General features: G+C 62.1%; 25 protein-coding genes. 9 read left to right on the top strand and 16 right to left on the bottom strand.

All coding sequences use genetic code 11. The features are described 5' to 3' along the window. Positions 1-7 precede the first annotated feature (7 nt). Positions 8-715, top strand: coding sequence for a purine-nucleoside phosphorylase (gene deoD, locus NANH_RS0118010; RefSeq protein ID WP_027263320.1), 708 nt, complete (start codon positions 8-10; stop codon positions 713-715). A 99-nt stretch (positions 716-814) separates the two neighbouring features. On the opposite strand, the gene NANH_RS0118005 is transcribed toward deoD, so the two are convergent. The 16 genes from NANH_RS0118005 to NANH_RS0117930 all read right to left on the bottom strand — a co-directional run bounded on the left by NANH_RS0118005 (position 815) and on the right by NANH_RS0117930 (position 12,924). Beyond that, positions 815-1,663: an urea carboxylase-associated family protein gene (locus NANH_RS0118005; RefSeq protein ID WP_036050036.1), complete on the bottom strand. Its 849-nt coding sequence runs from the start codon at positions 1,661-1,663 to the stop codon at positions 815-817. Positions 1,664-1,785: 122 nt separating this feature from the next. Next, entirely contained in the window at positions 1,786-2,967 is a 1,182-nt protein-coding gene (locus tag NANH_RS0118000; protein WP_036050951.1) for a type III PLP-dependent enzyme, read from the bottom strand. A 196-nt stretch (positions 2,968-3,163) separates the two neighbouring features. Continuing rightward, positions 3,164-3,379 (bottom strand): hypothetical protein, encoded by a 216-nt coding sequence (locus NANH_RS0117995; RefSeq protein WP_027263317.1) that lies wholly within the window; start codon positions 3,377-3,379, stop codon positions 3,164-3,166. Between the two features lie 33 nt (positions 3,380-3,412). Next, a complete protein-coding gene (locus tag NANH_RS28960; RefSeq protein ID WP_169730250.1) occupies positions 3,413-3,562 on the bottom strand; it encodes a hypothetical protein in 150 nt (49 codons plus the stop codon). A gap of 119 nt (positions 3,563-3,681) precedes the next feature. Then, a complete protein-coding gene (locus NANH_RS0117985; protein WP_175543416.1) occupies positions 3,682-4,401 on the bottom strand; it encodes a ZIP family metal transporter in 720 nt (239 codons plus the stop codon). A gap of 24 nt (positions 4,402-4,425) precedes the next feature. Then, entirely contained in the window at positions 4,426-5,205 is a 780-nt protein-coding gene (locus tag NANH_RS0117980; protein ID WP_027263315.1) for a succinate dehydrogenase iron-sulfur subunit, read from the bottom strand. Between the two features lie 67 nt (positions 5,206-5,272). After that, positions 5,273-6,100 carry a hypothetical protein gene (locus tag NANH_RS0117975; protein WP_027263314.1) on the bottom strand — a complete coding sequence of 276 codons (828 nt, stop codon included), beginning with the start codon at positions 6,098-6,100 and terminating at the stop codon, positions 5,273-5,275. Between the two features lie 10 nt (positions 6,101-6,110). Next, entirely contained in the window at positions 6,111-7,916 is a 1,806-nt protein-coding gene (gene sdhA / locus NANH_RS0117970) for a succinate dehydrogenase flavoprotein subunit (protein WP_027263313.1), read from the bottom strand. Positions 7,917-7,965: 49 nt separating this feature from the next. Continuing rightward, positions 7,966-8,337 carry a succinate dehydrogenase, hydrophobic membrane anchor protein gene (sdhD, locus tag NANH_RS0117965; RefSeq protein WP_027263312.1) on the bottom strand — a complete coding sequence of 124 codons (372 nt, stop codon included), beginning with the start codon at positions 8,335-8,337 and terminating at the stop codon, positions 7,966-7,968. A gap of 13 nt (positions 8,338-8,350) precedes the next feature. Beyond that, positions 8,351-8,737, bottom strand: a complete 387-nt coding sequence (gene sdhC / locus NANH_RS0117960) for a succinate dehydrogenase, cytochrome b556 subunit (RefSeq protein ID WP_027263311.1) — start codon at positions 8,735-8,737, stop codon at positions 8,351-8,353. Between the two features lie 188 nt (positions 8,738-8,925). Then, positions 8,926-9,597 carry a DUF1194 domain-containing protein gene (locus tag NANH_RS0117955; protein ID WP_027263310.1) on the bottom strand — a complete coding sequence of 224 codons (672 nt, stop codon included), beginning with the start codon at positions 9,595-9,597 and terminating at the stop codon, positions 8,926-8,928. An 84-nt stretch (positions 9,598-9,681) separates the two neighbouring features. Beyond that, positions 9,682-10,128: a DoxX family protein gene (locus NANH_RS26545; protein WP_036050026.1), complete on the bottom strand. Its 447-nt coding sequence runs from the start codon at positions 10,126-10,128 to the stop codon at positions 9,682-9,684. A gap of 103 nt (positions 10,129-10,231) precedes the next feature. Then, on the bottom strand, positions 10,232-11,263 hold the full coding sequence (locus NANH_RS0117945; protein ID WP_027263309.1) for a MaoC family dehydratase: 1,032 nt from the start codon (positions 11,261-11,263) through the stop codon (positions 10,232-10,234). Between the two features lie 15 nt (positions 11,264-11,278). Beyond that, on the bottom strand, positions 11,279-11,485 hold the full coding sequence (locus NANH_RS0117940; RefSeq protein ID WP_027263308.1) for a DUF1737 domain-containing protein: 207 nt from the start codon (positions 11,483-11,485) through the stop codon (positions 11,279-11,281). Positions 11,486-11,505: 20 nt separating this feature from the next. Continuing rightward, positions 11,506-12,060, bottom strand: coding sequence for an NnrU family protein (locus tag NANH_RS0117935; RefSeq protein ID WP_027263307.1), 555 nt, complete (start codon positions 12,058-12,060; stop codon positions 11,506-11,508). 6 nt (positions 12,061-12,066) lie between these two features. Next, positions 12,067-12,924, bottom strand: coding sequence for an HpcH/HpaI aldolase/citrate lyase family protein (locus NANH_RS0117930; protein WP_027263306.1), 858 nt, complete (start codon positions 12,922-12,924; stop codon positions 12,067-12,069). 311 nt (positions 12,925-13,235) lie between these two features. Between NANH_RS0117930 and NANH_RS0117925 the strand changes: the two genes are divergently transcribed. The 8 genes from NANH_RS0117925 (at position 13,236) to odhB (ending at position 22,617) form a co-directional block, all read left to right on the top strand. Further along, entirely contained in the window at positions 13,236-13,553 is a 318-nt protein-coding gene (locus NANH_RS0117925) for a hypothetical protein (protein ID WP_027263305.1), read from the top strand. Between the two features lie 408 nt (positions 13,554-13,961). Further along, a complete protein-coding gene (mdh, locus tag NANH_RS0117920) occupies positions 13,962-14,924 on the top strand; it encodes a malate dehydrogenase (protein WP_027263304.1) in 963 nt (320 codons plus the stop codon). 255 nt (positions 14,925-15,179) lie between these two features. Next, the gene (gene sucC, locus NANH_RS0117910; RefSeq protein WP_027263302.1) at positions 15,180-16,373 is read left to right on the top strand and encodes an ADP-forming succinate--CoA ligase subunit beta; all 1,194 of its coding nucleotides are present in this window, start codon (positions 15,180-15,182) and stop codon (positions 16,371-16,373) included. A 2-nt stretch (positions 16,374-16,375) separates the two neighbouring features. After that, the gene (locus NANH_RS0117905; protein ID WP_027263301.1) at positions 16,376-16,702 is read left to right on the top strand and encodes a hypothetical protein; all 327 of its coding nucleotides are present in this window, start codon (positions 16,376-16,378) and stop codon (positions 16,700-16,702) included. A gap of 12 nt (positions 16,703-16,714) precedes the next feature. Next, positions 16,715-17,596 (top strand): succinate--CoA ligase subunit alpha, encoded by an 882-nt coding sequence (sucD, locus tag NANH_RS0117900; protein ID WP_027263300.1) that lies wholly within the window; start codon positions 16,715-16,717, stop codon positions 17,594-17,596. A 3-nt stretch (positions 17,597-17,599) separates the two neighbouring features. After that, the gene (locus NANH_RS0117895; protein ID WP_027263299.1) at positions 17,600-18,139 is read left to right on the top strand and encodes a DUF805 domain-containing protein; all 540 of its coding nucleotides are present in this window, start codon (positions 17,600-17,602) and stop codon (positions 18,137-18,139) included. Further along, positions 18,136-21,096 carry a 2-oxoglutarate dehydrogenase E1 component gene (locus NANH_RS0117890; RefSeq protein ID WP_027263298.1) on the top strand — a complete coding sequence of 987 codons (2,961 nt, stop codon included), beginning with the start codon at positions 18,136-18,138 and terminating at the stop codon, positions 21,094-21,096. The genes NANH_RS0117895 and NANH_RS0117890 overlap by 4 nt, the downstream gene beginning before the upstream one ends. 6 nt (positions 21,097-21,102) lie before the next feature. Then, positions 21,103-22,617, top strand: coding sequence for a 2-oxoglutarate dehydrogenase complex dihydrolipoyllysine-residue succinyltransferase (odhB, locus tag NANH_RS0117885; protein ID WP_027263297.1), 1,515 nt, complete (start codon positions 21,103-21,105; stop codon positions 22,615-22,617). The last annotated feature ends 76 nt before the right edge of the window (positions 22,618-22,693 follow it).

Genomic DNA, 22,693 nt, shown 5'->3' with positions numbered 1-22,693 from the left:
CCAATCCATGACAATTCATATCGGCGCCGAGCAGGGTGCCATTGCAGAAACGGTGCTGCTCCCCGGCGATCCCTATCGCGCGAAATGGGCTGCGGAAACCTTTCTGAGCGATGTACAACTGGTCAATCAGGTGCGTGGGATGCTGGGGTTCACCGGTACGTGGAACGGGCATCGTGTAACCATCCAGGGCAGCGGTATGGGAATGCCGTCACTGTCGATCTATGTCAACGAACTGATCCGGGACTACGATGCCAAGACCTTGATTCGGATAGGATCTTGTGGCGGCATGCAGGATCATGTCGCGGTTCGGGACGTGATCGTGGCGATGACGGCCAGCACGGTGACGACACCGTCGCGGGGGATCTTCAAAGAGTTCAATTTCGCGCCTTGTGCGGATTGGTCTTTGTTGCGCGCCGCCGTGACCGCCGCTGAGGAACGGGGCACCAAAACCCATGTCGGCGGGATTTATTCGTCAGATGTTTTCTACGACGAACGTCCCGATCTGAATGAACAAATGGTGCGTCACGGTATTCTGGGCGTCGAGATGGAAGCGGCGGAGTTGTACACTTTGGCCGCGCGCTATGGACGTCGTGCGCTGGCGGTTCTGACGGTGTCCGATCACCTGATCACCGGTGAAGCACTGCCTTCGGATCAGCGCGAAACCAGTTTCGGCGATATGGTCGAGATTGCGTTGACGGCTGCGTTCAACACATAAACAGCGGCACAGGGCGGGGAGGAAATCCGCCCTGTGCCAAGCCTACATACCCCGTACATACGCCGTACCTACGCAGCGTGCCGCCCATCCGCCCCGGCATCATCGCCCGTGCGAGCGGTCATATCCGTTGGCTGGCGGGCGGGACCATCCGGTCAGCGCATCGGCGGACGGTGCAAAAATCTCGACCAGCAGCGGATGGCAGGATGCCGTATCGCTGGAATGCTCGGAACTGCAATCGCCACCTGGACAGGCGCTGAGGCCACCCAGCAGGTCGATCTCGGCAAAGAGTTCGAGATAATCGCCCGGACGTACCGGGCTGGCCTTCATGAAATACTGGCCGGTGTCGCGCGTAAAGCCGGTGCACATGAACACGTTCAGAACGTCGTGCACATGCAGTTCAGCCTGCTCCAGAGAAATCTCCAGATGATCCGCCAGGGCGCGGGTCAGGTTGGAATGGCAACAGTGATGATATTGCCCGCCTGACAGCAGGTTGCCGGTATAGGGGTCGCAACGGGTGCCGATCACGTCATGTACCGACCCGCCAAATGCGTCCTTGCCGTACCAATCCAGCGTGTCGGTGACGATGGTGGCCATGGGCCGCAGATGGGGAAAGCTGCTCCACATGCGCTGGCCGGTGGTCAGGTGGGTGCCGTGCAGGGCGCGGGTCTTGCCGGAATAGAACCGCTCGGTCAGATCGCTCGCATTCCACAGGTTCAGATCGCCGACCTGCGGCCCCTGGACACTGGTGATACGAAAGAAATGCCCGGCCGGTACGGTGAAACAGGCGGCGGTGCGAGGCGGCACCAGCACTTCGCCGGTCCTGACCGCGTCCGCGCGGGCGGCCCGGTACAGCGCCAGATCAGGGTGCGGCAAGTCGTCGGTAGGATAGCAGATGACGGGCGGAATGGCGCGACGAGAGTCGGCATCTGCGGGGGGATCAAAGGGCATCTGGCACGCTCCGTGGATGTCTGATCCCGAGAGTGCGCCAGACGGGCGGGCAAGGAAACCCCTGCCCTGCCAGATCTTCTCGCTGTAGAGCCCCAGGCGATTCCTGCTGACCCGGACCCGTTTTAGATCACCACGATGTCCAGCGGCGGGAAGCCATTGAAACCGATCGAGGCGTAGGTCGAGGTATAGGCACCGCAGTTGCGGATCAGGACCCGATCACCCGACCGCAGACCCAGCGGCAGAGCCACGGGGCGTTTTTCATACAGCACGTCGGCGCTGTCACAGGACGGACCGGCCAGAATGCAGGGGCCGGTGCTCTCGTGATCGCGGTCGGTGACGAACTGATAGCGGATCGCTTCGTCCATGGTTTCGGCCAGCCCCGAAAATTTTCCGATGTCCAGATAGACCCAGCGGTGCAGATCACTGTCCGACTTGCGGCTGACCAGCAGCACTTCGGCGGCGATCATGCCAGCTTCGGCCACCATGCCCCGGCCCGGTTCGGCCATGATCTGCGGCACGTCGCCGAACCGCTGGGTAATCAGGTCGATGACCTTGGCGGCATAGGGGGTGGGCGATTCGATTTCTTCGCCGTAGAACGCAGGGAAACCGCCGCCGATGTTCAGCAGGGTCAGGTGGTGACCGGCGGCTTTGGCGTCAAACCAGATCTGCGCCACCTGATCCAGGGTTGTGGTCCACATTTCGGCCTGCCGGGTCTGGCTGCCGACGTGGAACGAGAACCCGACCGGGTCCAGACCCAGTTCGACCGCCATATCCAGCAGCTTGATCGCCTTATCCCGCGCGCAGCCGAATTTGCGCGACAGAGGCCAGTCGGCCTGAGACGCATCGACGATCAAGCGGATATAGACGCGGGAGCCGGGCGCATGCTCGGCGATCTTTTCCAGCTCTTCCTCGGCATCTGCCGCAAACAGGGTGACCCCGGCGTGATAGGCAAATGCAATATCCGAAGCGCGTTTGATCGTGTTGCCGAAAGAGATGTGATCGACATCCGCACCCAGCGACAGGCACAGTTCGATTTCTGCACGGCTCGCGGCATCAAAGCCCGAGCCCAGATTCACCAGCTCTTCGATGATTTCGCGCTGCGGGTTGGCTTTGACGGCATAGTGGATCTGCGCACGGCCCAGACCGGCCTGCAGGGCGCGGAACTGGCGGGCCACGGCCGCGATGTCCAGAACCAGCGTCGGACGCTCAAACCGGGCGGTTTGCAGGAAGGTCTCGATACGGTTCAGAGGGGCGACGGGCGCAATACGTGCGGCTGCCGACAAATCGGTTACGATAGCGTTCATGGTCATCTCCAACAGACCCGGCCATATATGACCGCTCACTTCTATTCAGAGACGTTACCGTCGCTACGTAACCATGGGGGCTAACCCTGGGGACAGAGGCGCGTGCGTTGGCGTCTTATTCGCGCATATCGGGCCAAACGCGATTCCAATCAAGAGGGAAAATTGGCCTGTTTCAATTTTTATGCGTTCCGGGGCCTCAGTCCGAATTGCGTGGCACGCGCGCCACACAATGACGCGGTGGGGTGCCATTGTCGGTCCGGGTCTGCCCGCCACAGCTGGCACAGCTATATCGACCGGGGCCAGCGGCGCGATCGGCGCGCCACCGGCAGTTGCGGGTCAAGCTGCTGCCGCGACGGCTCAGATAAACCCAGAACAGCAGACCGATGCCCAGCGGGATCAGCAGGAACAGCATTGCGCCGCCCGCCCGATCCGCAGGCCGCTTGGGTCAGGCCGCCGGAGCATATTCGTAATATTCCACCTGAGCCTTTCTGGCATCCGGTGTGGGGGCTTTGGGTGTGTAATAGGCATAGGCCTGCTCCAGCGCTTCAACAGCTTCGCGGGCCTTGACGTCGGGCAGCTTTGTCAGGGTGTTCATGGGTCTCTCCGAGGGGTGTTGTCCCTCCCCAACGCCAATTTAGTCCTTGCTCACACAATTTGCACCCGATGATTGGACAATGCAGCCATGCGTGATCCGAAGGGCCGGCGCGCCCATGGTCACACCACCATCATGTGACCGGCCAGCCCCAGACCGAATCCCGCCACCGCGCCAAGGGGTGGAGCCCAGTGGCGTTCCAGCGGCACCTGCGGAGCGACATCTTCGAACAGCAGGTACAGGATGCCGCCACTGGCAAACATCATCACCGCCCCCAGATGCGCCGGATGATCCGCCAGATAGGTGCGCCCAAGATGCGCCGCCAGTGGACCGATCGGCACCATGAACACGAACAGCACCAGCAGCCTCATGCGCGAGGCTCCGCCGTCCTGGGCCATTTCGCGGAAGGCGTTGAACCCTTCGGGCAGGTTCTGCAGTGCAATCAGCACCGCCATCAGGATGGCCAGCTCCAGGTTGTCCGCGAGCAACGCGCCCAGGGCCATCGCCTCGGGTACATAATCGAGCATCATCGCCAGAAATTGCGCCGCGTGGCCACCTCTGGCTGCAAGCGTCCGGTCGATGAGAAAGAACGCCAGCCCGCCCAGTGCGAACCACACCAGCGTCGGCGCGATCGCCAGGCGGGCCGCCCCTTCGGGCACCAGCACAAGCGCCACCGCCGACATCAACGCACCGCCGCCAAAGGCGACAACCGAATGGCGGAACTCTTCCTGCAGCCAACCGGGCAGAAAGCGGTCATAGGTGGACAGGGCCGCGCCAATAGGGATCGAGGCCCCGGCGAGTGTGGCCAGGGCCGTCGCGATATAGAATTCGTCGCTGATCATCGCCATTTGCCCGTTGAACCGGGGCTAGACGGCGCGTTCGACCATCATCTTTTTGATTTCAGCAATCGCCAGCGCCGGGTTCAGCCCCTTGGGGCAAGTCTTGGCACAGTTCATGATGGTGTGGCAGCGGTACAGCTTGAACGGATCTTCCAGCTCGTCCAGACGCTCGCCGGTGGCTTCGTCGCGCGAATCGATGATCCAGCGATAGGCATGCAGCAGGGCGGCGGGACCGAGGTAGCGGTCGCTGTTCCACCAGTAGGACGGGCAGGATGTCGAGCACGACGCGCACATGACGCATTCATAGAGACCGTCGAGTTTCTTGCGGTCTTCGATGGACTGTTTCCATTCCTTGGCCGGGCGATTGGTCTTGGTTTCCAGCCAGGGCATGATGCTGGCGTGCTGGGCATAAAAATGCGTCAGGTCCGGGATCAGATCCTTGACCACCTCCATGTGGGGCAGCGGATAGATTTTGACGTCGCCCTTGATCTCGTCCAGCCCATAGATACAGGCCAGCGTGTTGATGCCGTCGATGTTCATAGCGCAGGATCCGCAGATGCCTTCGCGGCACGAGCGGCGGAAGGTCAGGGTCGGGTCGATCTCGTTCTTGATCTTGATCAGCGCGTCCAGAACCATGGGGCCGCATTTGTCCATGTCGAGAAAATAGGTGTCGACGCGGGGGTTCTGACCGTCGTCCGGGTTCCAGCGATAGATCTGCACCTTGCGCAGATTGGTGGCCCCTTCGGGCTTGGGCCAGGTTTTGCCGGTGGTGATCCGCGAATTTTTCGGCAGAGTCAGTTGGACCATTGGGTTGCCTCCTGGGGAATGGCGGGTTTTGCAGTCAAAGACGCAAATTGGGGGAACGGGGCGGGCATCATGCGGGCTCCGAGACAAACAGGGAATGCTGGGCGGTGACCAGATCGGCGACACGGCGGCGCGCCGGCCTTTCCAGACCCAGAGTGTTGAGCAGGCGCAGGAATTCCAGCGCCCCGGCGTTCAGGGCCGGATTGCTGCGCGCCCGTTGTGGTTTCAGTGCGGCGATGTCGTCCGCGGTCAGCCCGGCGTGGCGCAACAACTGGCTGCCGGGACGCGTGGGGTCGGTTTCGTCCTCGACCCGGAAGATGCGAACCCGCTCCGCCCCCAGATGGCCGATCAGACGCTGGCACAGATCATCCCATGTACCGCAACCGGCGGTTTCGGCCAGAAAATCCGCCAGTGGTTTGCCGTACCGGTCCGAACGCACCGCCTGACCGTAAACGCTGTGTTTCCAGTCGGCCATGTCGCGGGTGTAGAGCACAAAGTCACAGTCCATCGGCGCAAAAGCGTCTGTCAGGACGGTGACAATCGTTTCCAGATGCGGATACAGCGTATTGGTGCCACCATTACCCAGCATCGCGCCGGGCAGGTTTTCGTGGCTGATCAGCACCGGCGTGGTCCCATCCGCCAGTTGATCGCGCAACTGACGCGCGGTTTCGGCCAGCGCTGTGCGGGTCTTGGCATTGGGGGTCAGGCTGAACCGGGTCGCAGCACGCCCCAGATCGCGGGTCACGGACCCTTTGGTCGGGGTCAGCACAGTCAGCCGGTCGGCCAGGGCCGCCCCGTTGCGCCCCAGCATATGGTGCAGCGCAGTCGAGCCGGTTTTCTGAACACCCAGATGGAGGATCAGCCGCCGGCCCGTGGATATGCTTGCGTGCGGTGCCAATTCGCGCGCCTCAGAACGTCCGTGCCTTGGGGGCGATTTTCTTCAGCGCAATGCCGCCCTCGGCCTCGGTGGTCAGCGGGTCGACCACAACCGGACGATGCGCCAGCGTCACATCCTTGCCGTTGACCCGGCTGATGGTGTGCACGCGCCAGTTCTCGTCGTCGCGGGTGGCAAAGTCTTCATGCGCATGCGCACCCCGGCTTTCATGCCGGGCCTCGGCCCCGACGATGGTGGCCAGCGCATTGGGCATCAGATTGGTCAGCTCCAGAGTCTCCATCAGGTCGCTGTTCCAGACCAGACTGCGGTCGGTGACCTTGAGGTCATCCAGCTTGGCGGCGATGGTGTCCATCTTCTGCACCCCCTCGGCCAGGGTTTTGGAGGTGCGGAACACGGCGGCGTCAGCCTGCATGCATTTCTGCATTTCCAGCCGCAGTTCCGCTGTCGGCACACCCCCATTTGCGTTGCGCAGCCTGTCAAAGCGATCAAACGCCGCATCCACCGAGGCCTGATTGAGTGTCGGGTTGGGCGCATCGGCGTCCACCACCTTGCCGGCACGAATCGCGGCGGCGCGGCCAAACACCACAAGGTCGATCAACGAGTTGCTGCCCAGACGGTTGGCACCATGCACCGAGGCGCAGCCTGCTTCGCCCACGGCCATCAGGCCGGGAACAACGGCGTTCTGGTCCTGTTCCGTCGGGTTCACCACCTCGCCCCAATAGTTCGTCGGGATGCCGCCCATGTTGTAATGCACCGTCGGGATCACCGGGATCGGTTCCTTGGTCACGTCGACCCCGGCAAAGATACGCGCGCTTTCCGAGATGCCCGGCAGACGTTCGTGCAAGGCTTCGGGCGGCAGGTGCGACAGGTTCAGGTGGATATGGTCGCCTTCGGCGCCGACACCGCGGCCTTCGCGGATTTCCATCGTCATCGAGCGGCTGACATAGTCGCGGGGGGCAAGGTCCTTGTAGTTGGGCGCGTAGCGCTCCATGAACCGCTCGCCTTCGGAATTGGTCAGATACCCGCCCTCGCCGCGCGCGCCTTCGGTGATCAGGCAGCCCGAGCCGTAGATGCCGGTGGGGTGGAACTGAACGAATTCCATATCCTGCATCGGCAAACCCGCGCGAGCGATCATGCCGCCACCGTCACCGGTGCAGGTGTGCGCCGATGTGGCACTGAAATAGGCGCGGCCATAGCCGCCGGTGGCCAGCACGACCATCTTGGCGTTGAAGACATGCATGGTGCCGTCGTCGAGCTTCCAGCAGACGACGCCCTGGCATTGCCCGTCGTCGGACATGATCAGGTCGATGGCGAAATATTCGACGTAGAATTCGGCGTTGTTCTTCAGGCTTTGGCCATAAAGCGTGTGCAGGATGGCATGGCCGGTGCGGTCGGCGGCGGCACAGGTGCGCTGCACCGGGGGACCATCGCCGAATTCGGTGGTGTGCCCGCCAAACGGGCGCTGATAGATCTTGCCCTCTTCGGTGCGCGAAAACGGCACGCCGTAATGCTCCAGCTCGTAGACCGCCTTGGGCGCTTCGCGAGCAAGGTATTCCATCGCGTCGGTATCGCCCAGCCAGTCGCTGCCCTTGACGGTGTCGAACATGTGCCATTGCCAGTTGTCCGGACCCATGTTGGACAGCGAGGCGGCAATGCCACCCTGGGCGGCCACGGTATGGCTGCGGGTCGGGAACACCTTGGTCACGCAGGCGGTGCGCAGCCCCTGTTCCGCCATCCCCAGGGTGGCGCGCAGACCGGCACCGCCGGCCCCGACCACAACGACGTCATATTCATGTGTTTCGTATTCGTAAGCAGCCATGTGTCAGCGTCTTTCGTTGCGGGTTAGAGCGCGATGCGCGCGATAGCAGTCAAAGCGCGATACGCGCTATGGCAAACAGGCCGGTTGCCGCTGCGGCGTAGGACAGGCAGATCACGCCAATGATCAGCACCTTTTGCGCCAGACCGTGCACGTAATCCTCGATCAGCACCTGCGCGCCATCGGCAAAATGCTTGAAGCCCACGATCATGGTGAGCGCGGCGACGATCGCGGGGAACGGCCGTGAGAAATGGTCGATCACCGCGTCATGCGGCGCGCCCAGCATCGGACCGAAGGTAAAGACAAACAGCGGAATCAGGATCAGCAGCGCGACCGAGCTGACCTTCATGGCCCAGAAATGGGCGACCCCGGATTTGGCCGAGCCCATGCCCACGGCGCGTTTGCGGTCGGTGAGGTAATTCATTGATACGTCTCCGTTACGCGATGACGACGAGGGTCAGCAGAGTCAGGACGACCGAGCCGCCGATGACCGCATAGCCCAGTTTATAGGCGGTGGGGATGTCCAGGCCGATGGCATTGTCCCAGATCAGGTGCCGCACACCGGCCAACAGGTGATACCACAGCGCCCACAGCGACAGGGTCATGATCAGATCGCCAAGGAACGAGGTGATGACCGCATCGGCCAGCGCAAAGGCTTCGGGCGAAGTTGCAGCGGCAAGGAACCACCAGACGATCAGCATTGCAGCCAGCAGCAGGGCGTTGCCCGTGATCCGCGTCAGGATCGATGTCAGCGAGGTCAACTGGGGGCGATAGATCGTGAGATGTGGCGAAAGCGGGCGTTTGCCCCGGTTCACATCGGCCATGACAACTCCTTTTGCGGTCAGCGCTGGCTTGTTTTTATACCTTTTTCAGCCGCTGTCACCCGCATCGCACATATCAAGGCGCGGTTTTTTGGCGCGGTTCGGCACAAATCACACGGTCTGTGATCACAGCGCGGCAACCTGTGATCACAGGATTGGGCGCGAATCATGTTGCCCGGCATTCGGGCGCGTCATTGCCCCGGTACAAAGCCCCGGGCGGTCTGACGTGTGACTTCGCGCAGCAGTTTCTTGCGGATCCGCGCGGGATATTCGGCAAAGCTGCGGGCCGGGACCACAAACGCCCCCTCGCCCACAATCACATTCTCGTAGAAATAAGCGGTGAGATCCGATTCGCTGGCCTCGATGGCGATGGCGTTGACAGTGATTCCCGCTCGTTTCAGGCCGGGATGCAGCGCAGTCGGCGCAATGCCTTCGTTGGACAGCCCATCGCCGGAAATGTCGATCAGGTGACGTTTGCAATGGCCGACCTGCTGAAAGGCGGGCATCACAAAGGCCAGCGCCTCGCCGATGGCGGTGGAATAGTTGCGCCAGATCCGGTTATCGGCGGCGACCCGGTCGGCGAACTGATCCAGCGCGGCAAAGCTGTCGATCCGCATCCAGGGGACGGTGATCTGCTGGCGGCTGGACCCGGTCCATTGCACCAGCATGACCTCGGCCCGACCGCGCACCAGAGCTTCGGAAATGACCCCATCGCGCAAAGCCGCGGCCAGACCGTCCATCTGGATGCGATATTCCTGTGCATCCACCGATCCGGACACATCCACCGCCAACGCCAGTGCCAGATCGCAGCACACTGCCGGCCCGCCAAGGACCGTGAGAAGAGATGCAACAGTCAGGCGCATGGGCCAACAGTAGCCCGGTTTGCTGACCTTGTCCTGCCATGTCGCAGCGATCACACCAAAGTTCCCCTGAACCGGCAAGCCGGATCAGACGCTGTTACCTCTGAAAACAAAGTACATGCCGATGGCAATCAGCGTCACCTGAAACTCCATCCCACCCAGCGGATGGGTGGCGGTTGGCGCAAAGCTCCATTGCCCCCAATGTGCCACGGAAATCGCACCGATCAGCACCGCAATGGCGCACAGGCCGCCAAGGCGCGTCATCAGATCGCCCAACTGGCTGGTCATCAGACCGCCCAGACACAGCGCAACCGGGGCGGTCAGTTCCACCATGGCGGCGACGGTCAGAATCTCGGGCGACAGGCCAAAATTCTGGGCCGTGGCCGCAGGATCGCCCAGCTTGCCAAGCCCGTGGAACAGAAATGTCGCCGAAAGCGCGGCACGCAGCAGCCAATGCGCCATCGGCGCATCGGTGGTGGCAATGATTTCAATGTTGTCGGGAAGATAGTCCAATTCTTTATGGCGTTCGGTCACAGTTTCACCCTCTTTATGGCGTGTCCCTCACCATTCCGCGAGCATAACAGATTCGGCCCCGCTTGTGCGGGGCTGATTGCGATGTGATCGATATTGTGACCGCTTACAGCGGCATCAGTGCCCAATAATCCAGATCGAGCAGCACATGAGAGCGGTATTTGCCATCTTCGCCGCGCAGATCGAACGGCGCATGGCCTTTGGTCGCGACCAGCCTCAGGCGAATCGCCCCGACGCCGGGCGCGGCGGTTGGTGCCTTGTCCAGCACTTCGGACCAGGCATGGATCGTATCGCCAGACAGGCAGGGGTTGGCGTGCGCGCCCGCGTTCAGTCCGGCAACCATCTGCGCATTGGCCAGCCCGTTAAAGGACAGCGCACGTGCCATGGAAATCACGTGACCGCCATAGATCAGGCGGGTGCCATCGGGACGCGCCCCGACGTCAAAATGCACCTTGGCGGTGTTCTGCCACAGACGGGTGGCCATCATGTGTTCGGCTTCCTCGACGGTGACGCCGTCGACATGGTCGATCTGCTCACCGATGGCATAATCGCCCCAGCGGTGCGGCTCGCCCGCCAGCGCAAAATCGTAGCCGGTGAAATCCAGCCCCTGCGGAATCGCGAGCGACGCCGGCTCTACCGCCTTGGCCAGTTCGGGCACCACCGGGTCGGGTGCGGCGGCGTCCGTGTCGCGTTTGCGCACCATGACCCAGCGCACATAGTCCATCACCACTTCGTCGCGCTGGTTCATTCCGCGGGTGCGCACCCAGACCACACCGGTCTTGCCGTTGCTGTTCTGCTTGACCCCGATCACCTCGGAGACCGACCGCAACGTGTCGCCGGGATAGACCGGCACCCGCCAGCGCCCCTCGCCATAGCCCAGATTGGCGACAGCATTCAGCGACACATCCGGCACGGTTTTGCCGAAAACCACGTGAAAAGCGGCCAGATCATCCAGCGGGCTGGCGGGCAGACCGCAGGCGCGGGCGAACTCGTCTGACGAATACAGTGCGTGCCGGGCCGGATACAGCGCGTGATACAGCGCCCGCTCGCCACCCGATACCGTGCGGGGCACCGCATGAGCCAGCACGTCGCCGACGGCGTAATCCTCGAAAAAGCGGCCCGGATTGGTCTTGGCGATGGTGTCAGCCGGCATTCATTGCTCTCCCAGTTTCATGTCGGGGGTATAGTCGGCGGCAACCTCCTTGATCACCGCCTGGCCACAGCGCATCACGCCATACGTGGCGTCAAAACTCTGGGTCGGCGACCCGTAGAGCGTCCATCCCTGGGCCAGCGCCTTGCTGACTTTGTGGCAAAAGGCCGATGTGTCCTGTTCCGACAGGAAGCGATACAGCGTGCTCATGTAAGGATCCTGTTCTGCCCTTAACCGGGGAAGGGCCAGTAGCCCAGCCAGCCGTGAATATAGCCGATCACCGCCAGCAACACGATGGATGCCGCCATGAACATGGCATCCTTGGCCAAGGTTCCCGGCTCGCCCGGTGCCCACTCGGGCTCGGCCCGGTTGATGACCACGACCTCAAGCATGCCCCAGACCAGCAGGCCGCCAAACAGGAGGATCGAAGCCAGATCGCCGTTGACCAGCAGATGCGCCATCGCCCAGGCCCGGAACCCCATCAGCATCGGATGGCGGACCTTGTTCAGGATCAGCCCCTTTTGACCGGCCGGACTCATCATCCAGATGGCGATCAGCACCAGCAGGTTATTCACGTGAACCATGAAGGACGGCGGCGTCCAGACCGCGACATAGGGCGTGGCGCGAAAGCCGATAACCATCAGGACGATGGACGCGACAATGGCCAGGGCAACGATGCCCTTGCCCGCATTGCCCATCGCCGCGCGGCGCGCAGGCATCAGGCGTTTGAAAAAATGCGCCGCCCACCACAGGGCGACCCCCAGTATCAGAAGAACCCAGCCCATCTCGGACTACCCCGCTTGCAAAGCCTCTATCATTTCTGCTTTTGCCAGCAATTCGCGGGCAGTTGCAACGTGAAGGTTTTCCACGATGCGCCCATCGACCACGGCGACTCCCTGCCCTTGCGCTTCGGTTTCCTCAAACGCAGCGATCTGACGACGGGCCAGTTCGACTTCTTCGGGGGAAGGTGCAAAGGCGCTGTTGGCGATTTCAACCTGCGCTGGATGGATCAGCGATTTGCCGTCAAAGCCCATATCGCGGCCCTGAATGCACTCTTGCTCCAGCCCTGCGTCGTCCTTGAACGCATTATAGACCCCGTCGATGATGATGACGCCCTCGGCCTTGGCGGCCAGCAGGCACAGGCCCAGCGACGTCATCAGCGGGGCGCGGTCGGTGCGAAAGCGAGCGTTCAGCTCCTTGGCCAGATCGTTGGTGCCCATGACAAAGCCGGCCATCAACGGGTGCGACGCGATGGCGTGGGCGTTCAGCATCCCCTGCGGCGTTTCCAGCATCGCCCAGATCGGTTTGTCTCCGGTGATCGCCGCCAGCGCATCCACATCCGCCGGGCTGCCGACCTTGGGCAGCAGGATTGCATCGGCATCCATGTCACGCGCGGCCTCGGCGTCCGCTTGGCCCCATTGCGTGTCCAGCCCGTTGATCCGCACCAGCCGCGTGCGGTTGCCATAGCCGCCCTGAGCCAGGGTTTCCGCCAGCAGGGCCCGCGCGTTGGGCTTTTCCTCGGCGGTGACGGCGTCTTCGAGATCAAAGATGATCGCATCCACCGGCAGGGACCGCGCCTTGTCCAGCGCCCGCGATTTGGAGGCCGGAATATAAAGGACGGATCGGTACGGGCTGGCGATGGTCACCATGAGTCTCTCCAAAAGTCATTTTGTTGCGCGGAAGAGGGCATTTTTGATGTAAAAGATCAAGCGCAAATCGCCGCGACGCAGCATTTTGATCGCGGATCCCGTCGCACCGCACGGGCCATTAACCACTTTTCAGCACTCATTTGGCAGTGTTTTGGCGTCAGCTTCGATCACGACAGACCGTTTCGGTGAGGCCACCGATCCATCGGGCAGCGGGGCGGACAGCGGACCAACACTGGGCGTGCCGGCCCGGCGCACCGGGCAACCGGCGGGCCTAACCGGACAGGCAGGCCTCAGGGGAAAGGGTAAAACCCATGAAGAAGACAATTTTGAACATGACGATCGGGCTGGGTGTGATGGTTCTGGCGGCGCAGCAGGTCGCGGCCCAGCAATCTCGCAACTGCGCCCCGCGCGATACGGTGGTCGAACGCCTGGCCACGGGATACGGCGAAACTCGCCAAAGCATCGGGTTGGGCGCTCAGGGCACGGTGGTCGAGGTGTTTGCCTCCGATGATACCGGGTCCTGGACGATCACGGTCACCACTCCGAACGGTTTGACCTGTCTGGTGGCGTCGGGTCAGTCGTTCGAGCAATTGGCCGAGGCGCTGCCGCCTAAGGGCAACGACGCCTGAGCCTGCGCGGTGACATAGGCCGGGCACCGACGGACCTGGCCTGTCGCCACCCGCCGACGGGCCACCAGAATCGGCACGGATAGGTTTCCGGCAAAATCCGACCGCCAAAGCCAGATCTGTTTTGGCGGTACCGACACCAGAATCGAGCCCCTATCAGAGCCGTTCCGGTGCCGCAGCGCTTGGTCAACCGCTTGCTGGATACGCCGATCGGGGACGAAACCGCAAAATTCCAATCCTTCCGCCTGGACATTCTGGACCACCTAGAACTCTAATATATATATACTTTCTCTGAAATCCGTATGCCCGCGCCGGTTCCGCGCTCGCCTATGCCGCAGCGCAGAACGCTTGCGCGGAGCAGCGTTAGGCACTAGGCAACGCGCAATTTTCATCGGATCGGAGACAATACCAATGGCCAGACCCAAGATTGCGCTGATCGGCGCAGGTCAGATCGGCGGCACGCTCGCCCACCTCGCAGCCCTGAAGGAACTGGGCGACGTCGTTCTGTTCGACATTGCCGAGGGCACCCCCGAAGGCAAGGCGCTGGACATCGCGGAATCGGGCCCCTCCGAAGGCTTCGATGCCACCATGAGCGGCACCCAGTCCTATGCCGATATCGCCGGCGCGGACGTTTGCATCGTCACCGCCGGCGTGCCACGCAAGCCTGGGATGAGCCGGGACGACCTGCTGGGCATCAACCTGAAGGTCATGAAATCGGTTGGCGAAGGCATCCGTGATCATGCGCCGAACGCGTTTGTGATCTGCATCACCAATCCGCTGGACGCGATGGTCTGGGCCCTGCGCGAATTTTCGGGCCTGCCGCATGAAAAAGTCTGTGGCATGGCGGGCGTACTGGACAGTGCACGGTTCCGCCATTTCCTGGCCAGCGAATTCAATGTGTCGATGAAAGACGTCACTGCCTTTGTGCTGGGTGGCCACGGCGACACCATGGTGCCGCTGGTCCGCTATTCGACCGTTGCCGGTATCCCGCTGCCCGACCTGATCAAGATGGGCTGGACCACCCAGGAAAAGCTGGACGGGATCGTTCAGCGCACCCGTGACGGCGGTGCTGAAATCGTCGGCCTGCTCAAGACCGGTTCGGCGTTCTATGCGCCCGCCACCAGCGCCATCGAAATGGCCGAAGCCTATCTGAAAGACCAAAAGCGGGTTCTGCCCTGTGCTGCCTATGTCGACGGTGCGCTGGGGCTGAAAGGCATGTATGTGGGTGTGCCGACCGTGATCGGGGCCGGTGGCATCGAGCGGGTCATCGACATCAAGATGACCAAGGACGAACAGGCGATGTTCGACAGTTCGGTGGCCGCGGTCAAAGGCCTGGTCGAAGCCTGCAAGGGCATCGACAGCTCGCTGGCCTGATCGGTTCCAACGTTGCCCTAAAGGAACGCCGCCCTGGACCGGGCGGCGTTTTTTTGTGCCCTGGCGATTCGAAACACAAGGTCCCGGCGGGCAAGCCTGACCCCTCCGGCAATATTTGTGATCACGCGTTTTTCCCACGTGATCACATATGTCGCTTTTTTCGCCAATTCCTGCCCCTGCGTCAAAATTTCGTTTAACTGCACGTCATAAGCGCGCGTATACCGCCTTCAATTGCAGCCAAACGGGACAGATTCCATGAACATCCACGAATATCAGGCCAAGGCCCTTCTTCGCAGTTATGGCGCGCCGGTGTCCGATGGGCGCGTCGTACTTCGCGCCGAGGAAGCTAAGACAGCGGCCGGCGAAATGGACGGCCCGCTGTGGGTGGTCAAGGCTCAGATCCACGCCGGTGGACGCGGCAAGGGGTCGTTCAAGGAGGCCGATGCCGGTGAAAAGGGCGGTGTACGCCTGACCAAATCGGTGGAGGAAGCCGCCGAAGAAGCCAAAAAGATGCTGGGCCGCACCCTGGTGACGCACCAGACCGGCCCGGTCGGCAAGCAGGTCAACCGCATCTATATCGAGGACGGCAGCGGCATTCAGACCGAGATGTATCTGGCGCTTCTGGTGGATCGTCAGACCAGCCGCGTCAGCTTTGTCTGCTCGACCGAGGGCGGCATGGACATCGAAGAGGTTGCCGCCAGTACCCCGGAAAAGATCCTGTCGTTTTCCGTCGATCCGGCCACCGGCTATCAGCCCTTCCATGGCCGCCGCATCGCCTTTAACCTGGGGCTGAGCGGCAAGCAGGTCAAACAATGCGTCGCGCTGATGGGCACGCTGTATCGCATGTTCATCGAAAAGGACATGGAGATGCTGGAAATCAACCCGCTGATCGTCAGCGACACAGGCGATCTGAAATGCCTGGACGCCAAGATGGGCTTTGACGGCAACGCGGTCTATCGTCATGCCGACATCGCCGAGTTGCGCGACACCACCGAAGAAGACCCCAAGGAGCTGGAAGCGTCCAAGTTCGATCTGAACTATATCGCTCTGGACGGCGAGATCGGCTGCATGGTCAACGGCGCGGGCCTGGCGATGGCGACGATGGACATCATCAAGCTCTACGGTGCGGAACCGGCCAACTTTCTGGATGTGGGCGGCGGCGCGACCAAGGAAAAGGTCACCGAGGCGTTCAAGATCATCACCTCGGACCCGCAGGTCAAAGGCATTCTCGTCAACATCTTCGGCGGTATCATGCGCTGTGACGTGATCGCCGAGGGCGTGGTTGCCGCGGTAAAAGAGGTCGGCCTGAAAGTGCCGCTGGTGGTGCGCCTGGAAGGCACCAACGTCGAAGAGGGCAAGAAAATCATCAACGAAAGCGGTCTGGACGTGATTGCGGCAGACAACCTCAAGGACGGCGCCCAGAAGATCGTCAAGGCGGTGAAGGGCTGAACATGGCGTCTCCGATCGAAGGAAAAGCTATCCGGATCACGGGGGGGAATGTGGATAACAACCACATTCCGATAACCTATGTGAAAGAACTATTTCCTGCGGACTGTTTCGGCGGCTCAAGCAAGTCGAATAGCGGCAATCCGGTTCAGATCGACTTGGACGGTGTCGGCCTCATTGAGACCGACATCGCCTCTGAAAAAAACATTCTTCGCATCCGCGAACAGAGTGCAGTTGCAAAATTCTACAAGCTTGGAGGCGCTAAAGACGGTTCGCGAGTTTTCTTTGAAAGACTCGAACCGCGCCAATTCCGGGCAACCGTAATCAAATAAGGAGCCAAAACCATGGCAGTCCTCATCGACGAAAACACCAAAGTCATCTGTCAGGGCCTGACCGGCAGCCAGGGCACATTTCACTCCGAACAGGCAATCGCCTATGGCACCAAGATGGTTGGCGGCGTGACCCCCGGCAAGGGCGGGATGACCCATATCGGCCTGCCGGTGTTCAATTCGGTCCACGAGGCCAAGGCGAAAACCGAGGCCAACGCCACGGTGATCTACGTGCCGCCGCCCTTTGCCGCCGACAGCATCCTCGAGGCGATCGACGCAGAGATGGAAGTCATCGTGGCCATCACCGAGGGCATCCCGGTGCTGGACATGATGCGGGTCAAACGCGCGCTCGAAGGCTCCAGCAGCCGCCTGATCGGGCCCAACTGCCCCGGTGTCATCACCCCCGACGCCTGCAAGATCGGCATCATGCCCGGCCACATCCACAAGCGCGGCTCCTGCGGCGTGGTCAGCCGCTCGGGCACCCTGACCTATGAGGCGGTCAAGCAGACCACCGATGTCGGTCTGGGCCAGTCCACCTGCGTCGGCATCGGCGGCGACCCGATCAAGGGCACCGAGCATATCGACGTGCTGGAATGGTTCCTGGCGGATGACGAGACCCATAGCATCATCATGATCGGCGAGATCGGTGGCTCCGCCGAGGAAGAGGCGGCGCAGTTTCTGGCCGACGAGAAAAAGAAAGGCCGCTGGAAGCCGACCGCCGGGTTCATCGCCGGACGCACCGCGCCTCCGGGCCGCCGCATGGGCCACGCGGGGGCCATTGTTGCCGGTGGCAAAGGCGGTGCCGAAGACAAGATCGAGGCGATGAAGGCCGCCGGGATCGTCGTCGCCGAAAGCCCCGCAGGGCTGGGCGAAGCGGTGCTGGAAGCGATCGGCTAAGCCATGGGCTTTGGCGAATCCATAAAGGCGTGTTTCGCCAGATACGTCACCTTTTCAGGGCGGGCCTCTCGCCCTGAATATTGGTATTTCTTTCTGTTCACGTTGATCGTGAGCATTGCCGCCGGGCTGATCGACTGGCTGTTTTTCACCTCCATCACCACGCTGGAAACCGAAACGTCCAGCACGACCACCGCCATCAGCGACGGCCCGGTTCAGGGGCTGGCGGCGCTGGTCCTGTTCTTGCCCCAACTCGCGGTCGCCTGGCGGCGGATGCACGATACCGGGCGCAGCGGCTGGTACGTTTTGCTGCCGACCTTGCTGGCGGCGGGCGCGTTCGCGGTGCTGATCCTGGGCATCGGCGCGGCCAGCCATTTCCACGGCGGCACGATGGACCGCCTGCTGACCGACGCAACCCTGCTGATCCTGATCCCGACGCTGATCGTCCTGCTTGTCTCGCCCTTGATCGTGCTGTGGTGGCTGACCCGCCCCAGCCAGCCCGGCGCAAACCGATACGGTCCCAACCCACATGAGGTAATCCCTTGACCGAACAAATCCCCAATGACCAGTTCCATGCCTCAAGCTTTATGCAGGGACACAATGCGGAATATCTGGAGCAGCTCTATGCCCAGTTCGCCAACGATCCCAACGCGGTCGATGCCGCCTGGGCCGAGTTCTTCAACCAGTTGGGCGATGCGGAGCTGGATGTAAAAGCCGACGCCAACGGCCCCAGCTGGGCGCGCCGCGACTGGCCGCCGGTCCCGCATGACGATCTGACCAATGCGCTGACCGGTGAATGGCCGGAACCCGCTGTCGAGGCCAAGGCCGCGGGCCGAAAGATCGCCGACAAGGCCAGTGCCGCCGGGATCAAGGTCTCTGACGAGCAGATCAAGCGTGCGGTGCTGGATTCGATCCGCGCCCTGATGCTGATCCGGGCCTATCGCATCCGCGGCCATCTGGTGGCCGAACTCGACCCGCTGGGCATGCGCGATCAGTCCGTACACCCGGAGCTGGACCCCAAGACCTATGGGTTTTCCGAAGGCGACATGGATCGTCCGGTGTTCATCGACAACGTGCTGGGCCTGCAAATCGCGTCGATGCGCCAGATCGTCGAGATCGTGAAACGTACCTATTGCGGCACATTCGCGCTGCAATACATGCATATTTCCAACCCCGAAGAAGCCGGCTGGCTCAAGGAACGGATCGAAGGGTTTGGCAAGGAAATCCAGTTCACCCGCGAGGGGCGCAAGGCGATCCTGAACAAGATGGTCGAGGCCGAAGGCTTTGAGAAGTTCCTGCATGTCAAATACATGGGCACCAAGCGGTTCGGTCTGGACGGCGGCGAGTCGCTGATCCCGGCGATGGAGCAGATCATCAAGCGCGGCGGTGCGCTGGGGGTCAAGGACATCATCATCGGCATGCCGCACCGGGGCCGCCTGTCGGTTCTGGCCAATGTGCTGCAGAAACCCTATCGCGCCATCTTCAACGAATTCCAGGGCGGCAGCTTCAAGCCCGAGGATGTCGACGGATCGGGCGACGTAAAATACCATCTTGGCGCCAGTTCGGACCGCGAGTTCGACGACAATTCGGTACACCTGTCGCTGACCGCCAACCCCAGCCACCTCGAAGCGGTGAACCCCGTGGTTCTGGGCAAGGCCCGCGCCAAGCAGGACCAGAACAACGACAAGGACCGCACCAGCGTTCTGCCGATTCTGCTGCATGGCGACGCCGCCTTTGCCGGACAGGGCGTGGTCGCCGAGTGTTTCCAGCTGTCTGGTATTCGCGGCCACCGGACCGGCGGCACCATGCATGTCGTGGTCAACAACCAGATCGGGTTCACCACCGCGCCGCATTTCAGCCGCAGCTCGCCCTATCCCACGGATATCGCGCTGATGGTCGAGGCCCCGATCTTCCACGTCAACGGCGACGACCCCGAGGCGGTGGTGCATGCCGCCAAGGTCGCCACGGAATTCCGCCAGAAGTTCAGCAAGGACGTGGTGATCGACATCTTCTGCTATCGTCGCTTCGGTCACAACGAGGGCGACGAGCCCATGTTCACCAACCCGATCATGTACAAGCGGATCAAGACCCACAAGACCACGCTGTCGCTGTACACCGAACGGCTGGTCAAGGACGGGCTGATCCCCGAGGGCGAGATCGAGGACATGAAGGCGGCGTTTCAGGCGCATCTGAACGAAGAGTTCGAGGCCGGAAAGGACTATAAACCCAACAAGGCCGACTGGCTGGACGGGCGCTGGTCGCATCTGGACAAGAACAAAGAGGAATATGTGCGCGGCAAGACCGCCATCAGCAAGAAGACCTTTGCCGAGGTCGGGACCGCCCTGACCCGCGCGCCGGAAGGGTTCCCTCTGCACCGCACGGTGACCCGCCTGCTGGCGGCCAAAAAGGAAATGTTCGACACCGGCAAGGGGTTCGACTGGGCCACTGGCGAGGCGTTGGCCTTTGGCTCGCTGCTGACCGAGGGCTATCCTGTGCGCCTGTCCGGGCAGGACGCGGCCCGCGGCACCTTTAGCCAGCGCCATTCCGCGCTGATCGATCAGGACACCGAAGAACGCTATTATCCGCTGAACAACGTGCGTCAAGGCCAGTCACATTACGACGTGATCGACTCGATGTTGTCGGAATACGCGGTGCTGGGGTTCGAGTATGGCTATTCGCTGGCCGAACCCAATGCGCTGGTGCTGTGGGAGGCCCAGTTCGGAGATTTCGCCAACGGTGCGCAGATCATGTTCGATCAGTTCATCAGCTCGGGCGAAAGCAAATGGCTGCGCATGTCCGGTCTGGTCTGCCTGCTGCCGCATGGCTACGAAGGCCAGGGCCCGGAACACTCCAGCGCCCGGCTCGAGCGATTCCTGCAGATGTGCGGTCAGGACAACTGGATCGTTGCCAACTGTACCACCCCGGCCAACTATTTCCACATCCTGCGCCGACAGATCCACCGCAGTTTCCGCAAGCCGCTGATCCTGGTGACGCCGAAATCGCTGCTGCGCCACAAGCTGGCGATTTCCGATGCCGCCGATTTCACCACCGGCTCCAGCTTTCATCGGGTATTGTGGGATGACGCGCAAAAGGGCAACTCGGAAACCCGACTGGTCGCGGACGACAAGATCAAGCGCGTGGTGATGTGTTCGGGCAAGGTCTACTACGATCTTCTGGAAGAGCGCGACGCCCGCGGCATCGACAATATCTATCTGATGCGGATCGAACAGTTCTATCCCTTCCCGGCCATCTCGCTGGTCAAGGAGCTGGAACGCTTCAAGGGGGCCGAAATGGTCTGGTGTCAGGAAGAGCCCAAGAATCAGGGGGCCTGGACCTTTATCGAACCCAACATCGAATGGGTCCTGAACCGGATCAAGGCCAAGCACAATCGCCCGGCCTATGTCGGTCGTGCCACCTCTGCCTCGCCCGCCACCGGGTTGGCCAGCCAACACAAAGCCCAACAAGACGCGCTCGTGAACGACGCGCTGACCATCGAAGGATAACCGAAAATGACAACCGAAGTCCGCGTCCCGACCCTGGGCGAATCCGTCACCGAGGCGACTGTCGCGACCTGGTTCAAGAAACCGGGCGACAGCGTCGCCGTCGATGAAATGCTGTGCGAGCTGGAAACCGACAAGGTGACTGTCGAAGTACCCAGCCCCGCCGCAGGCAGCCTGGGCGAAATCGTCGCCGCCGAAGGAGAAACCGTCGGGGTCGACGCCCTGCTGGCCACCATCGCCGAAGGCGCATCCGCCGCCGCCCCTCAGGCGGATGCCGCCCCCGCAGAAGCCGCACCGGCCAAATCCGCAGACGCGTCGCCCTCGGTCGACGTGATGGTGCCCACCCTGGGCGAATCCGTCACCGAAGCCACCGTCAGCACCTGGTTCAAAAAGGTCGGAGATACCGTCGCCCAGGACGAGATGCTGTGCGAGTTGGAGACCGACAAGGTCAGCGTCGAGGTGCCCGCTCCCGCCGGCGGCGTGCTGGCCGAAATCACAGCGCCCGAAGGCTCGACAGTGGACGCCTCCGCCAAGCTGGGCGTGATCAGCGGTGCCGCCGATGGGGCCGTGGAACCCACCCCGCGTCCCGACAAGGCCGAGCCAGCCGCGACGACACACAGCGGCGATGTCGAGGATGCCCCCAGCGCTAAAAAGGCAATGGCCGAGGCCGGACTGTCACGCGATGCAGTCACCGGAACCGGCCGCGACGGGCGGATCATGAAAGAGGACGTGGCCCGCGCCGTGTCTTCGGCAGCGGTCGCCCCGGCGCCTTCGGCGACCGCGCCCGCCCCCGCCCCAAGAGCTCCGGTGCCAGCCGATGACGCCGCCCGCGAGGAACGGGTCAAGATGACCCGCCTGCGCCAGACCATCGCGCGCCGCCTCAAGGACAGCCAGAACACCGCCGCCATGCTGACCACCTATAACGAGGTCGACATGACCGAGGTGATGGCCCTGCGCAGCACCTACAAGGACCAGTTCGAAAAGAAGCACGGCGTGCGGCTCGGCTTTATGTCCTTCTTCACCAAGGCCTGCTGCCACGCCCTGCGCGAAGTGCCCGAGGTCAATGCCGAAATCGACGGCACCGACATCGTCTACAAGAACTTCGTGCACATGGGCGTCGCCGCCGGCACCCCCACCGGCCTTGTGGTGCCGGTGATCCGCAATGTCGACACAATGTCCTTTGCCGACATCGAAAAGGCCATCGCCGAGAAAGGCAAGCGCGCCCGCGACGGCAAGCTGTCGATGGCGGAAATGCAGGGCGGCACCTTCACCCTGTCCAACGGCGGCGTCTACGGCTCGCTGATGTCCAGCCCGATCCTGAACCCGCCGCAATCCGGCATCCTCGGCATGCACAAGATCCAGGACCGCCCGATGGCCATTGACGGGCAGGTCGTCATCCGCCCGATGATGTACCTCGCCCTCTCTTACGACCACCGCATCGTCGACGGCAAAGGGGCCGTGACCTTCCTCGTGCGGGTGAAAGAGGCGCTGGAAGACCCGCGGCGGTTGCTGATGGATTTGTGAGGAATAGAGCCTTGTTGATGTCCAGCCGCATCTTGTGCGCCGCGGAAGAAAATTTGGCCTTGCAGAGCGCCTATGA

Origin of the sequence: Sedimentitalea nanhaiensis DSM 24252, from assembly GCF_000473225.1 — a bacterium.
Lineage (GTDB): Bacteria > Pseudomonadota > Alphaproteobacteria > Rhodobacterales > Rhodobacteraceae > Sedimentitalea > Sedimentitalea nanhaiensis.
Note: the sequence above shows the minus strand (reverse complement) of the source record. Positions and strands in the feature narration are given on the sequence as shown.